We start from the raw sequence: 20,492 nt of genomic DNA, 5'->3' as shown, positions 1-20,492 counted from the left end.
TCGGACTATCAGGAGCAGAGGGTGCCGGACAAGGGTGGACCGCTGGGCGGCCTCAAGGTCGTCGAGCTCGGCGGGATCGGACCGGCGCCGTTCGCCGGGATGCTGCTGGCCGATCTGGGCGCCGACGTGGTGCGGGTGGACCGGCCCGGCCCGGGCTCGCCGCTGGCCGGCGATCCGGGCCTCGACCTGCTGAACCGGGGAAAGCGCTCGATCACGGCCGACCTGCGGCGGGACGACGGTCGCGAACTCGTGCTCGACCTGGTCGAGCGGGCCGCCGTGCTCATCGAGGGTTTCCGGCCCGGTGTGGCCGAGCGCCTGGGAGTGGGCCCCGAGCCGGCGCTGGACCGCAACCCCGCCCTCGTCTACGGACGGATGACCGGCTGGGGACAGGACGGCCCCCTCGCCGCCAGCGCCGGCCACGACATCACCTATCTGGCCATCACCGGTGCGTTGCACGCGACGGGCCGGGCCGGTGGGCCGCCGCAGGTGCCGGTGAACCTGCTCGGGGACTTCGGTGGCGGCGCGCTCTACCTGGTGGTCGGCGTGCTCGCGGCGCTGCGCAGCGGCCGTGGTCAGGTCGTCGACGCCGCTGTCACCGACGGGGTCGTCCATCTCACCACCCTGCTGCACGGACTGATCGCCGAGGGCCGCTGGCGCGACGACCGCGGGGTGAACCTGCTGGACACCGGCGCGCCGTTCTACGACGTCTATCGGGCCAAGGACGGCGGCTATCTCGCCGTCGGTGCGCTCGAACCGCAGTTCTACGCCGAGTTCATCCGCCTGCTCGCGCCCGGCGGCGACCTGCCGGAGCAGCACGACCGGGCACGGTGGCCGGAACTGCGCGCCGCCATCGCCGCCGCCTTCGCGACCCGGACCCGGCAGGAGTGGGCCGCCGTCTTCGAGGGGACCGAGGCCTGCGTCGCCCCGGTCCTGTCCCTCGCCGAAGCCGCCCGGCACCCGCACCTGGTGTCGAGACAGACCTTCGATCGGCGCGGCGGCGTGCTGCAACCGTCGGCGGCGCCGCGATTCTCGGAAACCCCGCTGCGGCCCGCACGGCGTCCCCCGGTGCCCGGCGAGCACCTTCGCGAGGTACGCACGGATTGGGGACTGGAGTGAGAGCACTATCGCGGCACCGCGGTCACCACGACGTTGTCGCGGTAGCGGCGGATACGCCGGTCGAACGGGCCACCACACGTGATCAGGGTGAGGCGGAGCCTGCCGTCCCGGGCGAAGTAGCGGTCGAGGGGGATTCTCGTCTTGGCGTACCGTTCGCGGCCGACGACCTGGAAGACCCGGCCGGCGCCGGCCCGGCCGGTCAGGGTGATCTCGTCGCCCGGCGCGAGGTCGCCCAGCCGGAAGAGCGCGCCCTTGCCCCGATCCGCGCTGTCGACGTGACCGGCGATGACGATCGAGCCGGCGTCGGCCGTCACTCCCGGCCCGAACTCGTACCAGCCCACCCGGTCGATGCTGGACGGCACATCGAGTTCACCGGTGGCCGTGTCGACACCGACCGCCGCGACCATGGCAGTCAGGTCCAACGCCGGAATAATCAGGATCTGCGGCCGGTCCGTCGCTGTCCCGGTCGGCAGGGCACCGTCTCGCACCGGTACGCCCACGGCTGCGGCGTAGCCGAGGGAGCGGGTGCACCGGCCAAGGCGGAGACGGCGGACGCACCGACATCCGGCGTAAGCCGCGAGCGGTACGCGGCGACGCGGCCACCAGCAGCTCGAGCGTCGTCCCGCGACGATGGCGACGGCGCGCCCCCGAGGCTTCCTCGGCGACGAGCCGCGCAAGCGGGATGCGATCGCCTGGAAGGCGGCACAACGCCGTCCGCCGGGCGCGCCGTCCTCGGACAAGCCGCTCAACGCCGGGCGGTGGCGGTCCCGCGACCACCGCGCAGCCGGAGCGCACCGGCCAGAATCACCAGGAGGCCGGCGGTGCCGAGGGCGTACCAGGGCAGGGTCGGCGAGGCCACCGGTGCCGCTGGGCACGACGCCGGGTGCGGAATGCAGACCGCCGATCGTCTGCGCGACCACGTCCAGCGACTTCTTCTCGGCCGAGCCGACGGCGTGGACGATGGTCGCCGTGTCTTCCTTCAGGTCGGGCCGATCACCGGACAGGTTCTTGAAGATCGGTTCGCCGCGGTGTGCCGCACGATCAGCCGGGCCCGGCCCGGGCGGCGCGTCGTAGCGTGAGGATGGGCATGAGAGCTCCCTGTCGCATCGAGCTTGGTGATTTGGTCTTCGATCCGGCGCACGCCGATGGATGCACGCCCGCACGAGACGAGTCGATGCATCCGAACGGGCCTGTGCGGGCGTACCGGGTGTGGAGGACGTGGTGGAGGGAGGTCGATGGGTCCCGGGGATGAGCTCGCCGAGCAGTTGCGCGACGGCGACGAAAGAGCTTTGCGTACGGCTTACGAGCAGTACGGCGGCGCCGTGTTGCTGCTCGCCCAGCGGGTGCTCGGCAATCGCGCCGACGCCGAGGACGTCACTCAGGCGACGTTCGTGGCGGCCTGGATGGGACGCGAGACGTTCGATCCGGAGCGCGGCTCGGTGCTGGGCTGGCTCCTGGGCATCGCCCGGCGCAAGGCGGTGGACCGGATCCGGTCGGCCGCCCGCGAGGAACGGGTCAGCGACACCGTACGGTCGCAGCCGTTGCCCGCACCGCCGGTCGACACCCCGGAGCGGGTCGTCGACCGGCTGGTGGTCGCCGACGAGCTGAACCGGCTGCCGAGTGAGCAGCGGCGCACGCTGGAGCTGGCGTTCTTCGACGACCTGACGCATCCGCAGATCGCGGCCGTGACAGGGTTGCCGCTGGGCACCGTGAAGAGTCACATTCGCCGTGGGATGGCGAACTTGCGACGTCGATGGGAGGTGGACGGTGCAGCATCTGGACCCCGATCGGCTGGTCCTTCTCGCGCTCTCTGAGGACGCGGCGGATCCTGACGAGTCCGTTCACCTGGCCGGCTGCGGCGGTTGCCGGGACGAGCTGCGGGCCCTGCACCACGTCGCCGAGCTGGGCGTGGAGGCCGGCGACCTGCGGGCCCTGCCCCCGCCGCCCGAGCACGTGTGGGCCGGTATCCAGTCCGACATCGCCGCCATGGCGCCGGTCGCCGGGCCGCGGCCGGCCGCCGTCGTGCCGATGGGTCGCCGGTCGGCCCGCCGTCGGCCCCGATGGGTGGCTCCGCTGGTGTCGGCCGTGGCCGCCGCGGTGGTCGCGATCGCCGGTACGGCCGTCGCGATGGGCGCCTTCGACCGCTCGCCCGACGCGGACGTCACCGCCCGGGCGACATTGTCGCCGTTACCCTCGGCGCCGGCCGGTGCGTCGGGCAAGGTGCGGGTGCTGAGCGACGGCGAGATGGTGGTGGACGTGCGTCATCTTCCGCTGACGACCGGATTCCACGAGGTGTGGCTCATCGATCCCGACGACCAGAAGAAAATGATCTCGCTGGGAAGCCTGTCCGGGCGGCCCGAGGTGGTGCTGCCCGTTCCGCCGGGCACGGACCTCAACCGCTACCGGCTGGTGGACGTCTCGGACGAGGCTCACGACGGCGACGCGGCCCACTCGGGCAAGAGCCTGCTGCGCGGCACGCTGACCTACTGAGCCGGCCGGCCGCAGCGGGAGTGTGCATCCAAGGCGGTGGTCACGGACGAAGTACGGGGCAGTGGCACCGACGCCACCACCCGTACCGGAAAGGACGCACGAAGATGTGGTTCACCCGACTCGGTAAGCGTGCCGTAGCAGTGACGACCGCCGCCCTCTTCGCCTCGGCCCTGACCTCAGCGCCGGCCATGGCGAACGGCAAGACGCAGACGCTGGGCACCAAGTCCCTCGCCGAGGTCCTGACCGCCGACAAGAGCGGCTTCGACCACAAGGGCAGCGACTACGACATCCTGACCGCCGCGGTGCTGGCCGTGCTGGACGCCAAGCCCGCCAGCCCGGTCGGCGTGCTGGCCGACGGCTCGACGGCGCTCACCGCGTTCATCCCGAACGATCGCGCGTTCCAACGGCTGGTGGCGGACATCCAGCACAGCAGGACCCTCCCCAGCGAGAAGAGCGCGTTCACGGCGGTCGCCGGGCTCGGCATCGACACGGTCGAGTCGGTTCTGCTCTACCACGTCGTGCCGGGCGCCACGGTCGACCGCAAGGCCGCCTTCAAGTCGGACGGCGCGCGGCTGACGACGGCGGCGGGGGCTCCCGTCACCGTGGACGTGTACGGCACCTGCTGGAAGCGGATCAGGCTGATCGACGCCGACCGCAACGACCGTGACCCGCGCGTCGTCAAGTACGACATCAACAAGGGCAACCAGCAGATCGCCCACGGCATCGACCGGGTTCTGCGCCCGATCGACCTGCCCTGACATCCGGTTCGGGCGGGTGCCGGCCGTACGTGCGGCGCCCGCCCGAGGCCTCAGGTGCGGGCCGGGCCCCGACGAGGTGGCGGACGCTCCGGGCGGCCGGTGGCGCGACTGAGCGGAGTGACGTACGGGGGATCCGGAGCCGGGCGTGGCAGCGCTCGTTCGCACCGACACGAGCCGCCCGGCTCCGGATCATTTCCGGCGCGGGCCCGATGCGGGGGGAAAGAGCCCAGCGCTGGTCGTGGTGCCGTCGGATCCGACGGCGCCGGTCGCTACTCCTTGACCGGGATGGATTGCGACTTGAGAGTGGCCACGGTGGACTGCTGGGCGGCCGTCAGCGCGTCCATCAGCGTGCCCCGCCCCGACACCGCCGCCTTGAAGCCGTCGGAGGCGTCGGCGTACGTCTTGGTCATCGTGGGTCCCCAGGTGAAGTCCGGCTTCACCTCGGCGGAGGCCTCGGCGAACAGGTCGTAGATGGGCTGGTCGCCGTAGAACTTGACACCCTTCTTCAGTACGGGCAGCTGGGTGCCGGTCCTGGTGGCGGGGTAGAGGTTCGCCTTCTCGTTGAGCAGGGTGAGGGCCTCGTCGGACGTGTTGAGCCAGAGCGCGAACTGCGCGGCCTCGTACGGGTGCTTGGAGCCCTTGAAGACGACGGTGCTGGAGCCGCCCCAGTTGCCCGCCACCTTGTCGCCGGCGTTCCACTGCGGCATCGGGGCGACGGCCCACTTGCCCGCGGTCTTCGGAGCGCCGGTGGCGATGGAGTTGGCACCCCAGACGGCGGAGACCCAGGTCCACGCCTTGCTCGAGTTGTAGGCGTTGTTCCACTCCGGCGTCCACGGCGGCACGGACGAGACCAGCTTGCGGTTGATCAGGTCCTGCCAGTAGCCGGCCACCTTGGTCGTCGCCGGGTCGGTCAGGCTCACCGACCAGGTGTTGCCGTCGTTGGCGAACCAGTGACCGCCCGCCTGCCACGCGAAGCCGGCGAACTGGTTGATGTCGCTCTGGGAGAAGTTGGTGATGAACCCGCCGGCGGCCTTCACCTTGGTGGCGGCGTCCGCGTACTCCTGCCAGGTGGTGGGCACCTTGATGTCGTTCGCCTCGAAGAGATCCTTGCGGTAGAACATCGCCATCGGGCCGGCGTCCTGCGGGATGCCGTACGCCGACCCCTGCTCACCGAAGCTCACCTGGTTCCAGGTCCAGTCCACGAACTGGCTCTGTGCCTTGGTGACGATGTCGCAGCCGCCGAGGTCGGTCAGGCCGTCCTGGACCCGGAAGCTGGGCAGCGCGTCGTACTCGACCTGGCCGAGGTCCGGGGCATTGCCGGCCTTCAGCTGGTTGAAGAAGTTCTGGTAGGTGCCGGCGTTGCCGGCGGGCCCGGTCTGCACCTTGACCTGGATGTTCGGGTTCTTGGCGTTCCAGACGTCGACCACCGACTGGATCTCCGGGACCCAGGAGGTGAAGGTGAGATCCACTTTACCGGCCGACGGCGCACAGGCCGCCTTCCCGGCGGAACCGGAGGCCGGGTCGTCGCTGCCGGAGCAGCCCGACAGGGCCAGTGCCGACAGGAGCACGACGGCTGTCGTTCGCATCGTGGTGCGCATGGTCACTTCCTTGTTGAGGGCGGGGGGAGTGTCACTTGAGCGAGCCGGTGCCGAGACCGCCTCGCCAGAAGCGCTGCAGAAGCAGGAAGATGATGATCATCGGAATGATCGAGACGAGCGCTCCGATCAGGACCAGCCCGCGCAGCTGGGGGTTCTGGTCGGCCTGGGAGTTCCAGGTGTAGAGGCCGAGCGTCACCGGGAACAGCTTCTCGTCGCCCAGCATGATGAGCGGCAGCAGGAAGTTGTTCCAGATGGCCACGAAATGGAACAGGAAGATGGTGATGAAGGCGGGGACCATCAGCCGTGCGGACACGGTGAAGAAGGTGCGCGCCTCGCCGGCCCCGTCGATGCGGGCCGCCTCCAGCAGATCGTCGGGAACGCTCGCGGAGGCGTAGATCCGGGCCAGGTAGACCCCGAAGGGATTGACCAGACTCGGGATGAAGACCGACCAGAAGGTGTTCGCGGCGTGCATCTTGCTGAACATGAGGAACAGCGGCAGCGCCAAGGCGGTGGCGGGCACGAGGACGCCGCCGAGGATGACGTTGAACAGCACCTCGCGGCCCCGGAAACGGTATTTCGCGAGGGCGTAGCCGCACATGCCGCTCAGGAGCGTGCCCAGCAGCGCGGCGCCACCGGTGTAGGCCAGGCTGTTGCCGAGCCAGCGGACGAAGATGCCGTCGCGGTAGCTGAACAGTGCCCGCAGGTTCTCGGCGAGCCGGAAGTCGTCGAACCACAGCGGGGAACCGTCGACGAGCTGCGCCTGGCTCTTGGTGGCGCCCACGAGCAACCACCACAGCGGCACGAGCACGTACACGGCGGCGACCGTCATGATGAGCATGCCGGTGATCCGGCCACCGAGGCCTCTGCCGGACGGGGACTTCGGCGGCGCGGCCGGTTCGCGCAGCGGCCGGCGTGCCGCGGAGATGACGCTCATCGGATCTCCCGGCGCTGGGTGACCTTCAGGAAGGCGAAGGACAGAACGAAGATCGACAGGGCCAGCACGACCGAGAAGGCGGCGGCGAGGTTGAAGTTGGGGATCGACGAGGTGGAGTAGACCGTCAGGTTCGGCGTGTACGTGCTGGAGACGGCGGAGCTGAAGCTGCGGAAGACCTGCGGCTCGGCGAGCAGCTGCAGGGTGCCGATGATCGAGAACACGGTGGTCAGCACGAGCGCCGGCATCACCAGCGGGATCTTGATCGACACGGCGGTGCGGATCGCGCCGGCGCCGTCCAGCTTCGCCGCCTCGTAGATCTCGGTCGGGACGGCCAGCAGCGCCGAATAGATGATCAGCATGTTGTACCCGACGTAGACCCAGGTCACGACGTTGGCCATCGCCCACAGCACCAGATCGGCGGAGAGCAGGTCGACGTTGCGGGTCACCGCGGTGAACGGCGACAGGTTGGGGGAGTAGAGGTAACCCCACATGATCGCCGCTACGACGCCCGGCACCGCGTACGGGAGGAAGAACGCCAGCCGGAAGAGCCGGCGGCCGCGCACCAGGCCGGAGTCGAGCAGAAGGGCGAACAGCAGGGCGAGGCCGAGCATGATCGGCACCTGCACCACGCCGAAGAGCAGGACCCGACCGACCGAGGACCAGAAGGGACCGTCGGCGAAGACGCGCTCGTACTGGGCGAAGCGGCCGAACACCTCTCGCGCCGGCCCGAACGTGCCGGTGCGCTCGACGACGTAGAGGGACTGGATGACGGCGTACACGATCGGAATGACGTAGAACAGGGCGAACAGCACGCCGAAGGGGAGGACGAAGAACAGGACGGCGCGGGTGTGCCGGTTGACGGCTGTGGACGTACTCATCGCGGTTGTTCCTCCCTCACGACCCGGACCGCACCTGCGGGAACGAGCAGGGAACCGGTGATGTCCCGGTCCTCGACGAGGTCGCGGCCCGTGGCGGGAACCTCGACCTCGGCGGTGCCGTGATTGATGACGAACAGGTAGCTGCGGTCGCCGCCGCAGCGACGCACGACTTCGAGGCTGCCGTCGCTCTCCGGACCGGTACGCGCCACTCCGGCCGCGGTGAGCGCCTGACTCAGGACGTCGCGCAGAGCTGCCGGCTCGAGCTGGGTGGCGACGTACCAGCCGGTGCCCTCGCCGAACGCATTGCGCGTCACCGCAGGGACGCCGGGGAGCGGGCCGTCGGTGTACGTGCTGATCGCGGTCGCCGTGCGCAGGTGCAGGTGCTCGGCCCACACGCCGGCGCGGCCGCCGGAGCTGAGCTCGAGGGTGTCGCCGGGCAGCAGCGGGAAGAACTCCTCGACCGAGATGCCGAGCATGTCGCGGAACGCGCCCGGGTAGCCACCCAGGCGGACCCGGTCGGCCTCGTCGGCGATCCCGCTGAAGAAGGTGACGAGGGCGTGCCCGCCGGCGGCGACGTAGTCGTTCAACGCCTGCGCATCCCCGTCGGAGACGGCGTAGAGGCACGGTACGACGACGAAGCGGTAGCCGCTCAGGTCGGCGCCAGGGGCGACGACGTCCACGGTCACCCCGAGGCGGCGCAGCTCGCGGTGCACGGCGTGGACCTGGTCGAGATAGCCTACGGCCTCCGACGGGCGGCCCTCACCCTCGGCGGACCACCACGCCGGCCAGCTGAACACCAGTGCCGTGTCCGCGACGACCCGGGTGCCCGCCACTTCCGCCAGGCGGCCCAGCACGGCCGAGAGGTGCAGAACCTCGCGCCAGACGGCCGTGTCGGTGCCCGCGTGCGGCACGAGTGCGGAATGGAACTTCTCCGCGCCCTGCGGCGACGCCCGCCACTGGAAGAAGCAGATCGCGTCCGCGCCGCGCGCCACGTGGGTCACGGAGTTGCGCACCATCTGCCCGGGGGTCTTGGCCACGTTGTACGGCTGCCAGTTGACGGCGCTGGTGGACTGTTCCATCAGCATCCAGGGCCGGCCGCCGGCCAGTCCGCGGGTCAGGTCCGCGGCGAACGACAGTTCGGCCACGGGGTCGCCGAGCCGGTGGTCCAGGTAGTGGTCGTTGGCCACCACGTCCATGTGCGGCGCCCATTGCCAGTAGTCCAGGTTCCGGATGTGGGCGGTGACCATGAAGTTCGTCGTCACGGGGATGGCGCTGTGCCGCCGGATCACCTCGGCCTCGGCGCGGTAGCAGCCGAGCAGTTCGTCGGAGCTGAACCGGTGGAAGTCGAGGACCTGTCCGGGGTTGCGCAACGACAGCGCGGCGCGCGGTGGCTGGATCTCGGCCCAGTCGCCGTAGCGCTGGCTCCAAAACGTGGTGCCCCACGCGGCGTTCAGCGCATCGATGGTGCCGTGCCGCTGCTGCAGCCAGGTGCGGAACGCGGCGGCGCTCGTGTCGCAGTAACACAGGGCGTTGTGGCAGCCGAGCTCGTTGGAGACGTGCCAGAGGGCGACGGCGGGGTGGCGGGCGTAGCGCTTGGCCACCTGCTCGACCAGGGCCAGGGCGTACCGCCGGAACACCGGTGAGCTGGGGCACCACGCCTGGCGACCGCCAGGGTGGCGGGTGGTGCCGTCGGCGGCGACCGGGAGCACCTCGGGGTGGCGGGTGGTCAGCCAGGGCGGCGGCGACGCCGTACCGGTGCCCAGGTTGATCCGGATCCCGCGGGAGTGCAGCAGGTCGACGACGGTATCGAGGCGCTCGAAGTCGTAGTCGCCGGCCCGGGGCTCGACGTCGGACCAGCCGAAGATGTTGATGGCCACCAGGCCGACCCCGGCCTCGGCCATGAGCTCGACGTCCTCTTGCCACACGTGCGGCGGCCACTGTTCCGGGTTGTAGTCACACCCGAGCGTGATGGCGCCCGCTGTGATCATTCCTGCTCCCTCCCGGTGTGTGTACGTGCACACATTCGAGCGAAGGATATTGCCGGACGCCGTGTGTGAACGTGCACACATTAAGATGTGGATCTCGTGGAGGTCAAGGCCAGCCGATAAAGTGACGCCGTGCCGTTGTCCCGCCCCTCCTCACGCCGTGCGACCGTGCACGACGTGGCCGCCGCCGCCGGCGTCTCGCGGGGCACCGTCAGCCGGGTCATCAACGGCGGGTACGTCTCGCCGCAGGCCCGGGCCGCGATCGAGGCCGCCATCGCCCAGGTCGGCTACGTGCCCAACACCGCCGCCCGCAACTTGGTCCGGCAGCGTTCCCAGGCGGTCGGGTTCGTCGTCCTCGAGCCGCACATGCTGTTCCTCGAGGACCCCAACATCGGCGCGATCATGCTGGGGGCCAACGCGGCGTTGTCGGACGCGGACTACCAGATGGTCAACCTCGTGGTGGACTCGGAGCGCGACACCGAGCGGGTCAGCCGCTACCTCAGCGGCGGGTTCGTCGACGGCGTGATCATCGTCTCGGCGCGTACCCACGACCCGATCATCCGGGTCCTGGCCCAGCTGGCCATCCCGGCCACGTACGTCGGCCACCCCCGCGACATCGACCCCGGCATCCCCTTCGTCGGCATCGACAACGTCGGGTCGGCCCGGCTGATCACCGAGCGGCTCATGGCCACCGGGCGCCGGCGCATCGGCATGATCGCCGCCGCCGTCGACCGGGACAGCGGCGCCGACCGCGTCACCGGCTTCCAGCAGGCGCTCGGCCGCCGCTTCCGCCCGGAGATGGTCGCCGAGGTGCCGCTCTACGACTACTCGTGGGGCACCAAGGGGATGCGCGTGCTGCTCGAACGCGACCCGGACATCGACGGGGTCTTCGCCGGCTCCGACGCCCTCGCGGCCGGCGCCCTGGAGGCGTTGCGGGACGCCGGACTGGCCGTACCGCGGGATGTCGGCATCGTGGGCTTCGACGACAGCTCCTGGGCCCTGCGCACCCAACCCCATCTGTCCACCGTCCACCAGCCGGCGACGGACCTCGGCGCTCGTGCCGCGGACCTGGTCCTCAGGCAGCTCCGCGGCGACGATGTCGACGCGGGGGGAGTCCTGCTGCCCACGCCGGTCGTCTGGCGAGGTTCCGCTTGAGCTCGATCGAGATGTCCGGGGACGGCGCCACCGTGGCGGTCCATACCCGGAGCACCACGTACGCCCTGCACATCGACGCCGCCGCCGGCAGCCTGCGGCCGGTCCACTGGGGATCGCGCCTGGACCTGGCCGCGGCACGTGCCCTCCCCGCACGGCCCTCGGCGCACACCGACACCTTCGAGGCGCCGTGGGAGGCCGCGGAGGACTACCCGGCCCAGGGCTCGCGCCGGTTCGGCGCCGCAGCGCTGGGCGGATGGTTCCCCGACGGCTCCGCCGACTGCGAGCTGACCGTCGTCGACCAGCGCGTCGACGGGGACCAGCTCACCGTCATGCTGACCGACACCCGTCAGCCACTCGCCGTCGACCTGCACTACCGGCCGGTGGCCGGCACCGACGTCATCGAACGCTGGGCGGTCCTGCACCACACCGGCGATGCCGGCATCATCGACCTGCATCGGTACGACGCCGGCGCCTGGTGTGTGCCTCCGCGCGACGACTACCGCATCAGCCACGTCACCGGCGCGTGGTCGGCGGAGGGCCTGGTGCACCGCACCGCCCTCCCCGTGGCCGAGACCCACTTCACCAGCCGCCGCGGCGTCACCGGACACCATGCGAACCCCTGGGTCATGGTGGACGACGGCACGGCCCGGGAAGAGCACGGTGAGGTCTGGTCGATGGCGCTGGCGCACAGCGGTTCCTGGCGCATCACCGCCTCACGCAGCCACGCCGGCCGCTGTGCGGTCCTGGGCGGTGCGGGGCACGAGGGGGTCCGCCACCGGCTCGGCCCGGGGGAGGCGTTCACCACCCCCGTCTTCGCCGGCCTCTACACCGGCGGAGGCTTCGGGGCGGCGAGCCGGGGCTGGCATGCGTACCAGCGCGGCCACGTCGTCCCGCACGCGAGCGAGCTGCGGCCGGTGCTCTACAACTCGTGGGAGGCCACGACCTTCGACGTCACCCAGGAAGGTCAGCTCGCCCTGGCGAGGCTGGCCGCGGACCTGGGTGCCGAGCTGTTCGTGGTCGACGACGGCTGGTTCGGGGCGCGCACCAGCGACCGCGCCGGCCTGGGCGACTGGACACCGAACCCGCACCGCTTCAGGGACGGGCTCGGCCCCGTCGCCGAGGAGATCCGCGGTCTCGGTATGGGCTTCGGCATCTGGGTGGAGCCCGAGATGACCAACCCCGACAGCGACCTCTATCGCACCCACCCGGACTGGGTGCATCACACCCCGGGTCATCGGCGTACGGAGCTGCGCAATCAGCTCGTGCTCGACTTCGGACGCGCCGATGTGCGCGAGTGGGCCTGGCAGTGGCTCGACGGCCTGGTCCGCGACACCGGGGCGGCGTTGCTGAAGTGGGACTTCAACCGCCCGATCACCGAGGCCGCGCAGGACGCATGGACCGGTCATGCCCGGGGCGTGTACGCCGTCGTCGACCGCCTCCGCGCCGCCCACCCGCAGCTGCGCATCGAGTCCTGCGCGGGTGGCGGCGGACGGGTCGACCTCGGCATCATGGCCCGTACCGACCAGTTCTGGACCAGCGACAACACCGACGCCGTCGACCGGCTCACCATCCAGCACGGGCACACCCAGCTGTACGCGCCCCGCTCGATGGTCGCCTGGGTCACCGACAGCCCGAACCCGCTGACCGAGCGGGTCGTGCCGCTGCCGTTCCGGTTCCACGTGGCGATGACCGGCACCCTGGGAATCGGCGGCGACCTGACTACCTGGGACACCGGCGAACTCGCCAACGCCCGCCGGCTCGTCGCCCAGTACAAGGACATCCGGCCCGTCGTGCAGCATGGCGAGCTGTACCGCCTGCGCGATCCGCGCGAGACGGTGTCAGCTGTGCAGTATCTGCACGGCGACCGCGTCGTGGTCTTCATTTTCCAGGTGGGCGCGCAGTTCGCTGCCCCGCTGCGGTCGCTGCCGCTGGCCGGGTTGGATCCCACCGCCACCTACCGCGACGACGACACCGGTGACGTGTACGGCGGGGCCACGCTCGCCGGACCGGGCCTGCCCGTGCGGCTGCCCGGCGGCGACTACGCGAGTGCCCTCGTCCGCCTCACCCGGCTGAGGACGTAACTCCACGGGCTGGCCGTGGATACCCTGCGAGCATGGCTGATCACCGGATGCTCGCCGTCGCTCACCGGGCCGGCAACACCGTCGCCGGGCTGCGGGCCGCGTTGACGTCCGGGGCGGATCTCGTCGAGGCGGACGTGCACCTCTACCGGGGCGCCCTCGAGATGCGGCACAGCCGCGCGCTCGGGCCTCACCTGTTCTGGGACAGGTCGGGCGGCATCGTCCGGCGGCGCACGGTCGCGGTGCCGGAGCTCGACGAGATCCTCACGGTCGCGGCCGGGGATCCGCGGCTCTTGCTGGATCTCAAGGGTCGCTCCCGTGCGGTCGCGCATCGGGTCGCCGAGACGTTGCAGGCGCGGTGTCCGGGCGTACCGGTTGCGGTCTGTACGAAAGAGTGGGCGATGCTCGAGGCGTTCCCGCCGCAGATGAACGTGCGGCGGATCCTGTCCGCCGCCAGCGCGCTCCAACTGGCCCGGCTGCGTGTACGGATGCGCCGCGAACGCGTGGACGGCGTCTCGATCCGGCTGCGATTGCTGAGCGCCCCGGTGGTGGCCGAGCTTCGCCGAGCCACCGACCTGGTGCTGGCGTGGCCGGTCGATTCCGAGGCCGAGCTCGCGCACGCGGCACGGCTCGGCGTGACCGGCGTGATCAGTAAGAACATGACGATGGTGAGCCGGCTGGCGCACCATCGCGGGGTCACCGATCCGGCCTAGCTTGGGTACCATGACCGGGCTGGAAGATCGGGGGATGTTCTGACCAGGGATTTAGAGGCGCGGGAATTCGATGCCTATCGCATCGGTGACACCAGCCGGTTCGTGACCAACCTCGAGGACGAGATGCGCGATGCCCGTCCGGGGGAACCCGTGCGCGGTCTTGACGCCATCGAGGGCTCGGATGCCTCGGGCACGGTCTACTGCGTGGTGGATCTGACCGGTGCGGTCGTCCAGGTCGGCATCACCGACGGCTGGTGGGAGGAGGTCGGTGCGCACGGGGTGGCGCCGGCCGTTCTGCAGGCATTGCAGCTCGCGCGCGAAAAGGCCGGTATCGCGAAACTCATGCTTGCTCGATACGGCCGCCCGCTTCCCTCGCCGAGCCCGGCCGTGAGCCACGCCGAGCCGGAGCCGGAGTATGCCGGGCCGGAGTACGACGACCAGGCCGGCCGGGCCGAGGCCGCGCGCCGGAAGATCGACCGGGCCGCCGCCTCGCTGGCCGAGTCGAGTCGTTTCCTGCGAGCCGTGAACAGTGGCGAGCGCCGGCAGGTGGTCGGGCCGCGTGGCCTTTTCCGGGTGCACGTCGAGGGTCTCCGCGTCGTCGGTGCGTCGGTGAACGAGCATGGGCTGCGCGCGGATGACGCCGCTGCGCTCGCCGATGATGCTCGCGAGGCGTTGCTCGCCGTCCGGGGCCGGCTCGCTGACCATGGGGAGAGATGATGGGCGATTACAACTGGTTCTCCGAGGAGAACCTTCAGGTCGCGACCGAGGGTCTGTACGAAGAGGCCAAGAAGTGGGAGGGCCTGGCGGACCGGATGCTGTCCGTCGTCTCGCTCGCCGCCGGTCAGAGCCTTCAGCCGAGTGCGTTCTCGGTCATCGTGGACGGGCCGGTCGGTCTCGCCACCACCAGCGACCTCAACGGCGGCTACCAGAAGATGTTCGACTGGCTCAACGCTCTGTTCCAGCAGGGTGCCGTCCAGTTCGAGGCCATGGCCGTCGCGTTGAAGAACAACGCCGAGTGGTACGACCACACCGACGCGAACACGGCGCAGAACTTCGACGACATCGCCAAGCAGTCCTGACGCAACGGGAGAAACGGTGACTAATCCGCTGCCTCCGGGCGCGACCGGTACCGATCAGACCTTCGCCCCCGCCCTGCTGGGGGCCTTCCGGGACGGAGTGTCCGTGCTGGAACAGGGGATCCAGCAGATCCAGGACGCCTGGAACGGCCTGATCAACGCGGTCAACGGCTTCATCCAGCGCGTCAACGACTATCTGGACAACCGGCACTTCTGGCAGAAGCCCTTCGACTGGCTCTTCGACGACCTGCAGGAGGGCTGCGAGAAGGTCAAGGCGGTGATCCTCAAGGTCCAGGAGAAGGTGAACTCGGTCCTGGACACGGTGCAGAAGGCGGTGAACGGCTCGATCCCGGTCTTCTCGCTCTTCGAGGTCGGCATGGACTGGGGCACCAAGATCAAGACGCCGCTCTCCGACATCGCCCCCGACCTGACCCCGTCCGGCAAGATCGACAGCTGGCGCGGTCCGGCGCATGAGACCTTCAAGACCCGGGTCCAGGATCAGGCCGACGCGATCGACGCCGTGGTCGGCAAGGTCACGGCCACCAGCACCTGGTTGTCCAGCGTGGCGGAGGCCAACGTGGACTTCGTCGCCGACCTGACCACTCAGGTGTCCGACGTCGTCTCCACGCTCACCGCTGTCGGCGCCGACGTGGCCGAGGTCGCCGCGACCGACGTGGCGGGCGCGTTGCAAGCGTCGAATCACGCGTCCGAGGGCACCGGCCAGGCCGTGGCGCTGATCCTCAACTACCTCGCCAGCCTGGCGAGCCGCCTGGCCGGAGTGGTGGCTCAGATCAACGAGCTGGCCAACGAGTACGGCGACCACACGGGGCTTCCCCGCGGTCAGTGGCCCCAGGCGGTCAACGCATGAGAGGCCGCCCGATCGCGTGGGGACTGATCGCTGTGGCCGCCCTCGCGGGATGCTCGAGCCCCGACGTGTCGCCGATCGACTCGACGATCCCCACGCCGTCCGGCCCGGTGGCGTCCCGTTCACTGCCGCCGGTCGCGCACAAGTGGAGCGTCGCGGCAGTGAAATGCCCGGAGTTGACCGTCGCCGCTGCTCAGCAGCTCAAGGTCGGCGGCAGGGGAACTCAGACCAGGTCCACCGGGTCCGACGACTTCAGCAAGATCGTCGAGTGCCGCTGGGGTCCGGAGGACCGGAGCGCCACCTCGGTGACCGCGAAGCTGTCGGTGTGGGCCGACCAGGCCGGCGCCGACGCGGGCTGGCAGACCGTCAGCACCGCCCTCGTCAAGCCCGAGCCGCTGGCGGGGGTCGGTGAGGAGGCGTTCGTGTCCCGGCCGCTGGACCTTCGCGGCGTCCAGGTCGACGTACGTACCGGGAACGCCTACGTGACCATCCACCTGATTCCCGCCGCCGGTGCCGCCGGTGGCGACGCCGAGCTGCGCGAAGCCGCTGCGGCGATCGCCGGCGACGTCATCGACGATCTGGTGCCGGCGTGACGCTTCCCCGGCCGTCCCGTGAGTTCATCGCCGAGGATGTGCTCTCCGGGCGCGCCAACCCGGACACCTTTCCCTTCCGGTACATCTTCCTGACGAGTGGGGACGCGGCCAGCTTCCGCGCCGGCCATGCCGGCCTCCTCGCCCGGGCGGACGTCGTCTTCACCGCGGTCGAGCTGCTGGAGACGCGAGGCTGGGAGTTCCTGCACGTTCTCGAGGGCGGCCAGGTCGCCTATCTGCGCCGGGCGGCCCGCTGAGTTCTGCGCCCTCACGAAGGTGCGCCACAAGACGCCACGGAGCATGTGCGGGGCCGCGGCCTCTGCCGGCCAATATCTTTGCCATGTGCAACGTTTGTCTTGTGCATGGAGGGTTATGTCAGGGGGCGTACTCGTCCCGGCCGACGACCGGCCGAGCCACGGCCTGGAGTTCCCGGACGAGGCCGGGTCCCCGTACCGGATCGCCTGAGCAGCAGAGATGAACAGGAGTAGACCATGATCGCGGTCGTTCGCGCGGCGGGCTCCGACTCCACCCGCTGGCATCTGGTACGCCGTACCGGCGTGAGCGCCGACGTCCTCGCTCACGCCGTCGCGCCGCTCCCGGCGAGCCCCGGCGACCGCTGCGGGCAGCCTTGGCTGCCGGCTGTACGCAAGCTGCGCGACGGCGACGGAGTGATGACGGTCGCGGCCACCGGCGACGGGCATTTCCGCTGGACCCTGACCGGCGCGCACGACGCGATGGTCGCCGAGTCGCCGGGGGTGTACCGCGACGCCGAGGCCTGCCGGGAAAGCTTCCGGGCCGCACAGGACGCCGCCCGGCTCGCCCTGGGCGGCCGGCAGCACCACGACCTCCTCCGTGTCCCGTAAGCCCCGTCGAGAGGAAATGCCATGCCACAGTGGTTGCAAGCCGGTGGCTGGGGTCTGCTGGCCGGATCCGCCCTGCTCATCGGCGCGGCGATCGGATATCTGGCCCGCGTGCCGCGGCATGTCGTGGCGTCGGTCATGGGCTTCGGAGCCGGTGTCCTGCTCTCGGCGGTCGCCTTCGAACTCATCTCCGAAGCCCACGACCGTGCCGGGCTCACCCCGACGGTGATCGGCGCCGTCATCGGCGCCGTGACCTACACCGGATGCAACGTCGTTCTGGCCCGTCGAGGCGCGCGCCACCGCAAACGGTCGGGCGATCAGCAGCCGTCCGAGCAGCAACAGTCCGGCTCGGGCACGGCCATCGCACTGGGCGCCCTGCTCGACGGCATTCCCGAGTCGATCGTGATCGGAACGAGCCTGCTGGGCGGCGGCGCCGTCGGCGTGGTGACCGTGGCGGCGGTGTTCATCAGCAACGTTCCCGAGGGCCTGTCCAGCGCCGCCGGCATGCGCCACGGCGGCCGCAGCCCCCGGTACGTCTTCGGGCTCTGGACGGCGATCGCCCTGATCAGTGCGCTCGCCGCGATCGCCGGGTACACGCTGCTCGGCGGTGCGCCCGCTGCCGTACTGGCCGGGGTCACCGCGCTGGCCGGCGGCGCGATCCTGGCGATGGTCGCCGACACGATGATTCCCGAGGCCTTCGAGAACGCCCATCTGCTCATCGGCCTGGTCACCGTGGTCGGCTTCCTGATCGCGTTCGGCCTGTCGACCGCCGGCCAGTAGCAGCGGCGGGCCGGCCCGTCAGACCCCGCCGTCGATGGCGGCGGTGGTCAGCGCCTCGGCCCCGAGGCCCCACTTGTCGAGGATCTTGGTGTAGGTCCCGTCGGCGATGAGTTCGCGCAGGGCGAGCTGGACGGCGTGGCGCAGTTCCGGCCGGTCCTTGGCCAGGCCGATGCCCATGGGGCTGGCCTCGAGCTGGACCCCGGTGAGCTTGAACGCGCCCTGGCCGGCCTTGACCTGGGCGGCGGCGCTGGTGTACCCGTCGACGACGGCGTCGACGGTGCCCTTCTTCAGCATCGGGTACGCCTCGCCCGAGCCGACGGCCCGCACCCGCGGGGCGGCGCGTCCCGCGGCGGTGCACAACTTGGCCTGCGACGCCACGAGGTCGGATTGGGTGGTGTCCGCCTGGAAGCCGACCGTGCGACCGCAGACCGCGTCGAGGCCGTCGATGCCGGCGGGGTTCGCCTGCGCCACGACGACCTGAGATCCCTCGACGAGATAGTCGACGTAGGTGAGCTTCTGCTGCCGCTCGGCGTTGTCGGTCATGCCGGACATGACGGCGTCCGCTTTGTGCTGGGCGACGGTGGGGATGATGTCGTCCCAGGCGACGTTGCGAAACTCCAGACGCAGGTTCAGCCGCTCGGTCAGGGCGACGGCGAGATCGTAGTCGACGCCCTGCGGCTGCTTCTGGTCGTCGTAGAACTCGAACGGCGGGTAGGCGATCTCCGCCGCGACGACGAGGACGCCGGCCTTGCGTACGTCGGCGGGGACCGCGGCCGCCGCGTCGCCCTGCCGGTTCGGCGCCGCGACCGAGTAGCTCGCGCCGCCGATGATCACCACGGCGCCGACGGCCAGTGCCGTCATGACACGGACTGCGCGCATGAGCTTCTCCCGGGACCTCGACTACGTCTGTTCCTCCCATCGGCCGGCGGCTGCGCGGGATGAGGGACTGAGCCACGGCTCAGCTTTTTCCGGAGTCGGCCGAACCGTATGACGTCTACTGCATCGGAAGGTCACCATGGTCCGAGTTGTGCCGCGCCTGACGCTGGGCCGCAAGATCGTCACGCTGGCAACGGCCGGCCTGATGCTGGTCCTGGCCGTCGGTGGGATCGGTCTGCTCGCGGGCGCCCAGCAGCAGCGCGCCCAGGAGCGCCTGGTACGCGCCACGGACGCCGTCCGGGCGGACCGGGCTGTCGCGGCCGCACAGGCGGTGTTGCGCGGAGACGTGCTCGCATCCATGGTCGCCCGCACCGCTGAGCAGCGCCGCGCCGCGCTCGACGGCCTCGGCGGTGACGCCGCGACGCTGCGCGACAGCATCGCCGCCCTGCACGCCGACAGCGCCCCCGCACCGGTACGCGCGGCGGCTGCGGGCCTGGACGACAAGGTCGAGCTGCTGATCACGCTGAGCCAGCGGCTGGTGAGCCTGGCCAACCTCGGTGTCACCGACCCCGGCCAGGACCGGGCCCGTGCCGCGCTGCCCGAGTTCCAGAAGTCGTCCGACGCCCTCGGCGCCTCGCTGAAGCCGGTCGAGGCGGCCATTTCCGCGGAGGCCCGCCAGGCCCGCCTCGACGCCGACGCCGCCCAGCGTTCCGCCCGCACGCTCACCATCGCCGGCAGCATCGCCGCCGCCGTGCTGCTGCTGGGCTCCGCCGTCGTCCTGGCCCGGCACACCAGCCGCCGCCTCAAGGACTGCCTGCACGTGGCCAACGCCATCGCCGACAAGAACCTCACCGTCCGGCCGCGCGTCACGGGGTCGGACGAGCTGACCGAGCTGTCTCTGGCGATGGGCCGGGCCACCGAGAACGTGCGTACGGCCATCACCGAGCTGGACGAGGCGGCCGACACCCTCGCCAGCGCGTCCGAGGAGATGCACGCCACGAGCGGCAGCATGACCCACGGCGCCGAGACGACGGTGGAGCGTACGTCGGTCCTGTCTACCGCGGCCGGCACGGTCCACGAGGCGGTGAACGCGGCCGCGTCCAGCGTCAACAGCATCGGCGACTCCATCGACGAGATCGCCGCACGCACCGACGACGCGCGGCGGATCGCCGCCGACGCCTCCGGTGCGGCGGAGACGTCCGGGCAGCTCGCGCAGCGTCTCCACACCTCGAGCGCCGCCATCGGCGACGTGGTCAAGCTGATCAACTCGATCGCCGAGCAGACCAACCTGCTCGCCCTCAACGCCACCATCGAGGCCGCCCGGGCCGGAGAGTCCGGCAAGGGCTTCTCCGTCGTCGCCGGTGAGGTCAAGGACCTGGCCCGGGAGACCGCCGCGGCCACCGAGGACATCTCCCGGCAGATCGACGCCATCCAGCGCGACTCGCAGGCCATGCGCGACGGCATCGCCGAGGTCGCCCGCATCGTCGGCGACATCAACGGCACCCAGGACGTCATCGGCAACGCCGTGGACGCCCAGAGCCGCGCGACGGCCGAGATCTCCGCCAGTGTGGAGCGCGCCGTGGCCGCCGTCGACGGCATCACGAACAGCCTCGAAGAGGTCGTCCAAGGGGCATCCCTGACCAGCGTCGGCGCCGGCGAGACCCAGAGCGCGGCGACCGACCTGGCCCGGCTCGCGGCCCAGCTACGAAACCTCGTCCGCGAGTTCCAGCTCGCCTGATC

Annotated in this window: 22 protein-coding genes; 16 read left to right on the top strand and 6 right to left on the bottom strand. The window is 70.7% G+C overall.

Annotated features, from left to right (window positions below):
* The first annotated feature begins 21 nt into the window (after positions 1-21).
* Entirely contained in the window at positions 22-1,116 is a 1,095-nt protein-coding gene (locus tag ACIBO8_RS31260; RefSeq protein ID WP_396118978.1) for a CaiB/BaiF CoA transferase family protein, read from the top strand.
* A 5-nt stretch (positions 1,117-1,121) separates the two neighbouring features.
* On the opposite strand, the gene ACIBO8_RS31255 is transcribed toward ACIBO8_RS31260, so the two are convergent.
* Complete coding sequence (locus tag ACIBO8_RS31255) at positions 1,122-1,538, bottom strand: class F sortase (RefSeq protein ID WP_396118977.1); 417 nt, start codon at positions 1,536-1,538, stop codon at positions 1,122-1,124.
* A 468-nt stretch (positions 1,539-2,006) separates the two neighbouring features.
* Between ACIBO8_RS31255 and ACIBO8_RS31250 the strand changes: the two genes are divergently transcribed.
* From ACIBO8_RS31250 to ACIBO8_RS31235, 4 genes are all read left to right on the top strand, one after another.
* Complete coding sequence (locus ACIBO8_RS31250; protein WP_396118976.1) at positions 2,007-2,195, top strand: hypothetical protein; 189 nt, start codon at positions 2,007-2,009, stop codon at positions 2,193-2,195.
* 156 nt (positions 2,196-2,351) lie between these two features.
* Positions 2,352-2,930: an RNA polymerase sigma factor gene (locus tag ACIBO8_RS31245; RefSeq protein WP_396118974.1), complete on the top strand. Its 579-nt coding sequence runs from the start codon at positions 2,352-2,354 to the stop codon at positions 2,928-2,930.
* Positions 2,884-3,606 carry an anti-sigma factor gene (locus tag ACIBO8_RS31240; protein ID WP_396118973.1) on the top strand — a complete coding sequence of 241 codons (723 nt, stop codon included), beginning with the start codon at positions 2,884-2,886 and terminating at the stop codon, positions 3,604-3,606. Before ACIBO8_RS31245 ends, ACIBO8_RS31240 begins: the two co-directional genes overlap by 47 nt.
* A gap of 104 nt (positions 3,607-3,710) precedes the next feature.
* Complete coding sequence (locus ACIBO8_RS31235; RefSeq protein WP_396118972.1) at positions 3,711-4,364, top strand: fasciclin domain-containing protein; 654 nt, start codon at positions 3,711-3,713, stop codon at positions 4,362-4,364.
* Between the two features lie 269 nt (positions 4,365-4,633).
* On the opposite strand, the gene ACIBO8_RS31230 is transcribed toward ACIBO8_RS31235, so the two are convergent.
* Genes ACIBO8_RS31230 through ACIBO8_RS31215 form a run of 4 tightly spaced genes read right to left on the bottom strand, consistent with a single transcriptional unit; the run spans position 4,634 to position 9,762 of the window.
* A complete protein-coding gene (locus ACIBO8_RS31230; protein ID WP_396118971.1) occupies positions 4,634-5,962 on the bottom strand; it encodes an ABC transporter substrate-binding protein in 1,329 nt (442 codons plus the stop codon).
* A gap of 31 nt (positions 5,963-5,993) precedes the next feature.
* Positions 5,994-6,896, bottom strand: coding sequence for a carbohydrate ABC transporter permease (locus ACIBO8_RS31225; protein WP_396118970.1), 903 nt, complete (start codon positions 6,894-6,896; stop codon positions 5,994-5,996).
* Positions 6,893-7,774 carry a carbohydrate ABC transporter permease gene (locus ACIBO8_RS31220; RefSeq protein ID WP_396118969.1) on the bottom strand — a complete coding sequence of 294 codons (882 nt, stop codon included), beginning with the start codon at positions 7,772-7,774 and terminating at the stop codon, positions 6,893-6,895. The genes ACIBO8_RS31225 and ACIBO8_RS31220 overlap by 4 nt, the downstream gene beginning before the upstream one ends.
* The gene (locus tag ACIBO8_RS31215; protein ID WP_396118968.1) at positions 7,771-9,762 is read right to left on the bottom strand and encodes a beta-galactosidase; all 1,992 of its coding nucleotides are present in this window, start codon (positions 9,760-9,762) and stop codon (positions 7,771-7,773) included. Before ACIBO8_RS31215 ends, ACIBO8_RS31220 begins: the two co-directional genes overlap by 4 nt.
* 129 nt (positions 9,763-9,891) lie before the next feature.
* Between ACIBO8_RS31215 and ACIBO8_RS31210 the strand changes: the two genes are divergently transcribed.
* From ACIBO8_RS31210 to ACIBO8_RS31165, 10 genes are all read left to right on the top strand, one after another.
* Positions 9,892-10,914, top strand: coding sequence for a LacI family DNA-binding transcriptional regulator (locus tag ACIBO8_RS31210; protein WP_396118967.1), 1,023 nt, complete (start codon positions 9,892-9,894; stop codon positions 10,912-10,914).
* Positions 10,911-12,995 carry an alpha-galactosidase gene (locus tag ACIBO8_RS31205; protein ID WP_396118966.1) on the top strand — a complete coding sequence of 695 codons (2,085 nt, stop codon included), beginning with the start codon at positions 10,911-10,913 and terminating at the stop codon, positions 12,993-12,995. The genes ACIBO8_RS31210 and ACIBO8_RS31205 overlap by 4 nt, the downstream gene beginning before the upstream one ends.
* A gap of 32 nt (positions 12,996-13,027) precedes the next feature.
* On the top strand, positions 13,028-13,705 hold the full coding sequence (locus ACIBO8_RS31200) for a glycerophosphodiester phosphodiesterase (protein ID WP_396118965.1): 678 nt from the start codon (positions 13,028-13,030) through the stop codon (positions 13,703-13,705).
* Positions 13,706-13,807: 102 nt separating this feature from the next.
* A complete protein-coding gene (locus ACIBO8_RS31195; RefSeq protein ID WP_396118964.1) occupies positions 13,808-14,422 on the top strand; it encodes a hypothetical protein in 615 nt (204 codons plus the stop codon).
* The gene (locus tag ACIBO8_RS31190; protein ID WP_396118963.1) at positions 14,422-14,784 is read left to right on the top strand and encodes a hypothetical protein; all 363 of its coding nucleotides are present in this window, start codon (positions 14,422-14,424) and stop codon (positions 14,782-14,784) included. The genes ACIBO8_RS31195 and ACIBO8_RS31190 overlap by 1 nt, the downstream gene beginning before the upstream one ends.
* Before the next feature lie 16 nt (positions 14,785-14,800).
* Positions 14,801-15,649 carry a hypothetical protein gene (locus ACIBO8_RS31185; protein WP_396118962.1) on the top strand — a complete coding sequence of 283 codons (849 nt, stop codon included), beginning with the start codon at positions 14,801-14,803 and terminating at the stop codon, positions 15,647-15,649.
* A complete protein-coding gene (locus ACIBO8_RS31180) occupies positions 15,646-16,239 on the top strand; it encodes a hypothetical protein (protein ID WP_396118961.1) in 594 nt (197 codons plus the stop codon). The genes ACIBO8_RS31185 and ACIBO8_RS31180 overlap by 4 nt, the downstream gene beginning before the upstream one ends.
* On the top strand, positions 16,236-16,493 hold the full coding sequence (locus ACIBO8_RS31175; protein WP_396118960.1) for a hypothetical protein: 258 nt from the start codon (positions 16,236-16,238) through the stop codon (positions 16,491-16,493). The genes ACIBO8_RS31180 and ACIBO8_RS31175 overlap by 4 nt, the downstream gene beginning before the upstream one ends.
* Before the next feature lie 234 nt (positions 16,494-16,727).
* The gene (locus ACIBO8_RS31170; protein ID WP_396118959.1) at positions 16,728-17,099 is read left to right on the top strand and encodes a hypothetical protein; all 372 of its coding nucleotides are present in this window, start codon (positions 16,728-16,730) and stop codon (positions 17,097-17,099) included.
* A 21-nt stretch (positions 17,100-17,120) separates the two neighbouring features.
* On the top strand, positions 17,121-17,876 hold the full coding sequence (locus ACIBO8_RS31165; protein WP_396118958.1) for a ZIP family metal transporter: 756 nt from the start codon (positions 17,121-17,123) through the stop codon (positions 17,874-17,876).
* A gap of 18 nt (positions 17,877-17,894) precedes the next feature.
* Here ACIBO8_RS31165 and ACIBO8_RS31160 read toward each other — a convergent pair whose 3' ends face one another.
* Positions 17,895-18,755 carry an ABC transporter substrate-binding protein gene (locus ACIBO8_RS31160; RefSeq protein WP_396118957.1) on the bottom strand — a complete coding sequence of 287 codons (861 nt, stop codon included), beginning with the start codon at positions 18,753-18,755 and terminating at the stop codon, positions 17,895-17,897.
* Between the two features lie 148 nt (positions 18,756-18,903).
* Here ACIBO8_RS31160 and ACIBO8_RS31155 point away from each other — a divergent pair, with 148 nt between their 5' ends.
* On the top strand, positions 18,904-20,490 hold the full coding sequence (locus tag ACIBO8_RS31155; RefSeq protein ID WP_396118956.1) for a methyl-accepting chemotaxis protein: 1,587 nt from the start codon (positions 18,904-18,906) through the stop codon (positions 20,488-20,490).
* Positions 20,491-20,492 lie beyond the last annotated feature (2 nt).

It is taken from the genome of Actinoplanes sp. NPDC049681 (genome assembly GCF_044465265.1).
In the GTDB taxonomy this organism is placed as follows: Bacteria; Actinomycetota; Actinomycetes; order Mycobacteriales; family Micromonosporaceae; genus Actinoplanes.
The sequence above is the reverse complement of the archived record's forward strand: the minus strand, read 5'-3'. Positions and strand labels throughout refer to the sequence as shown.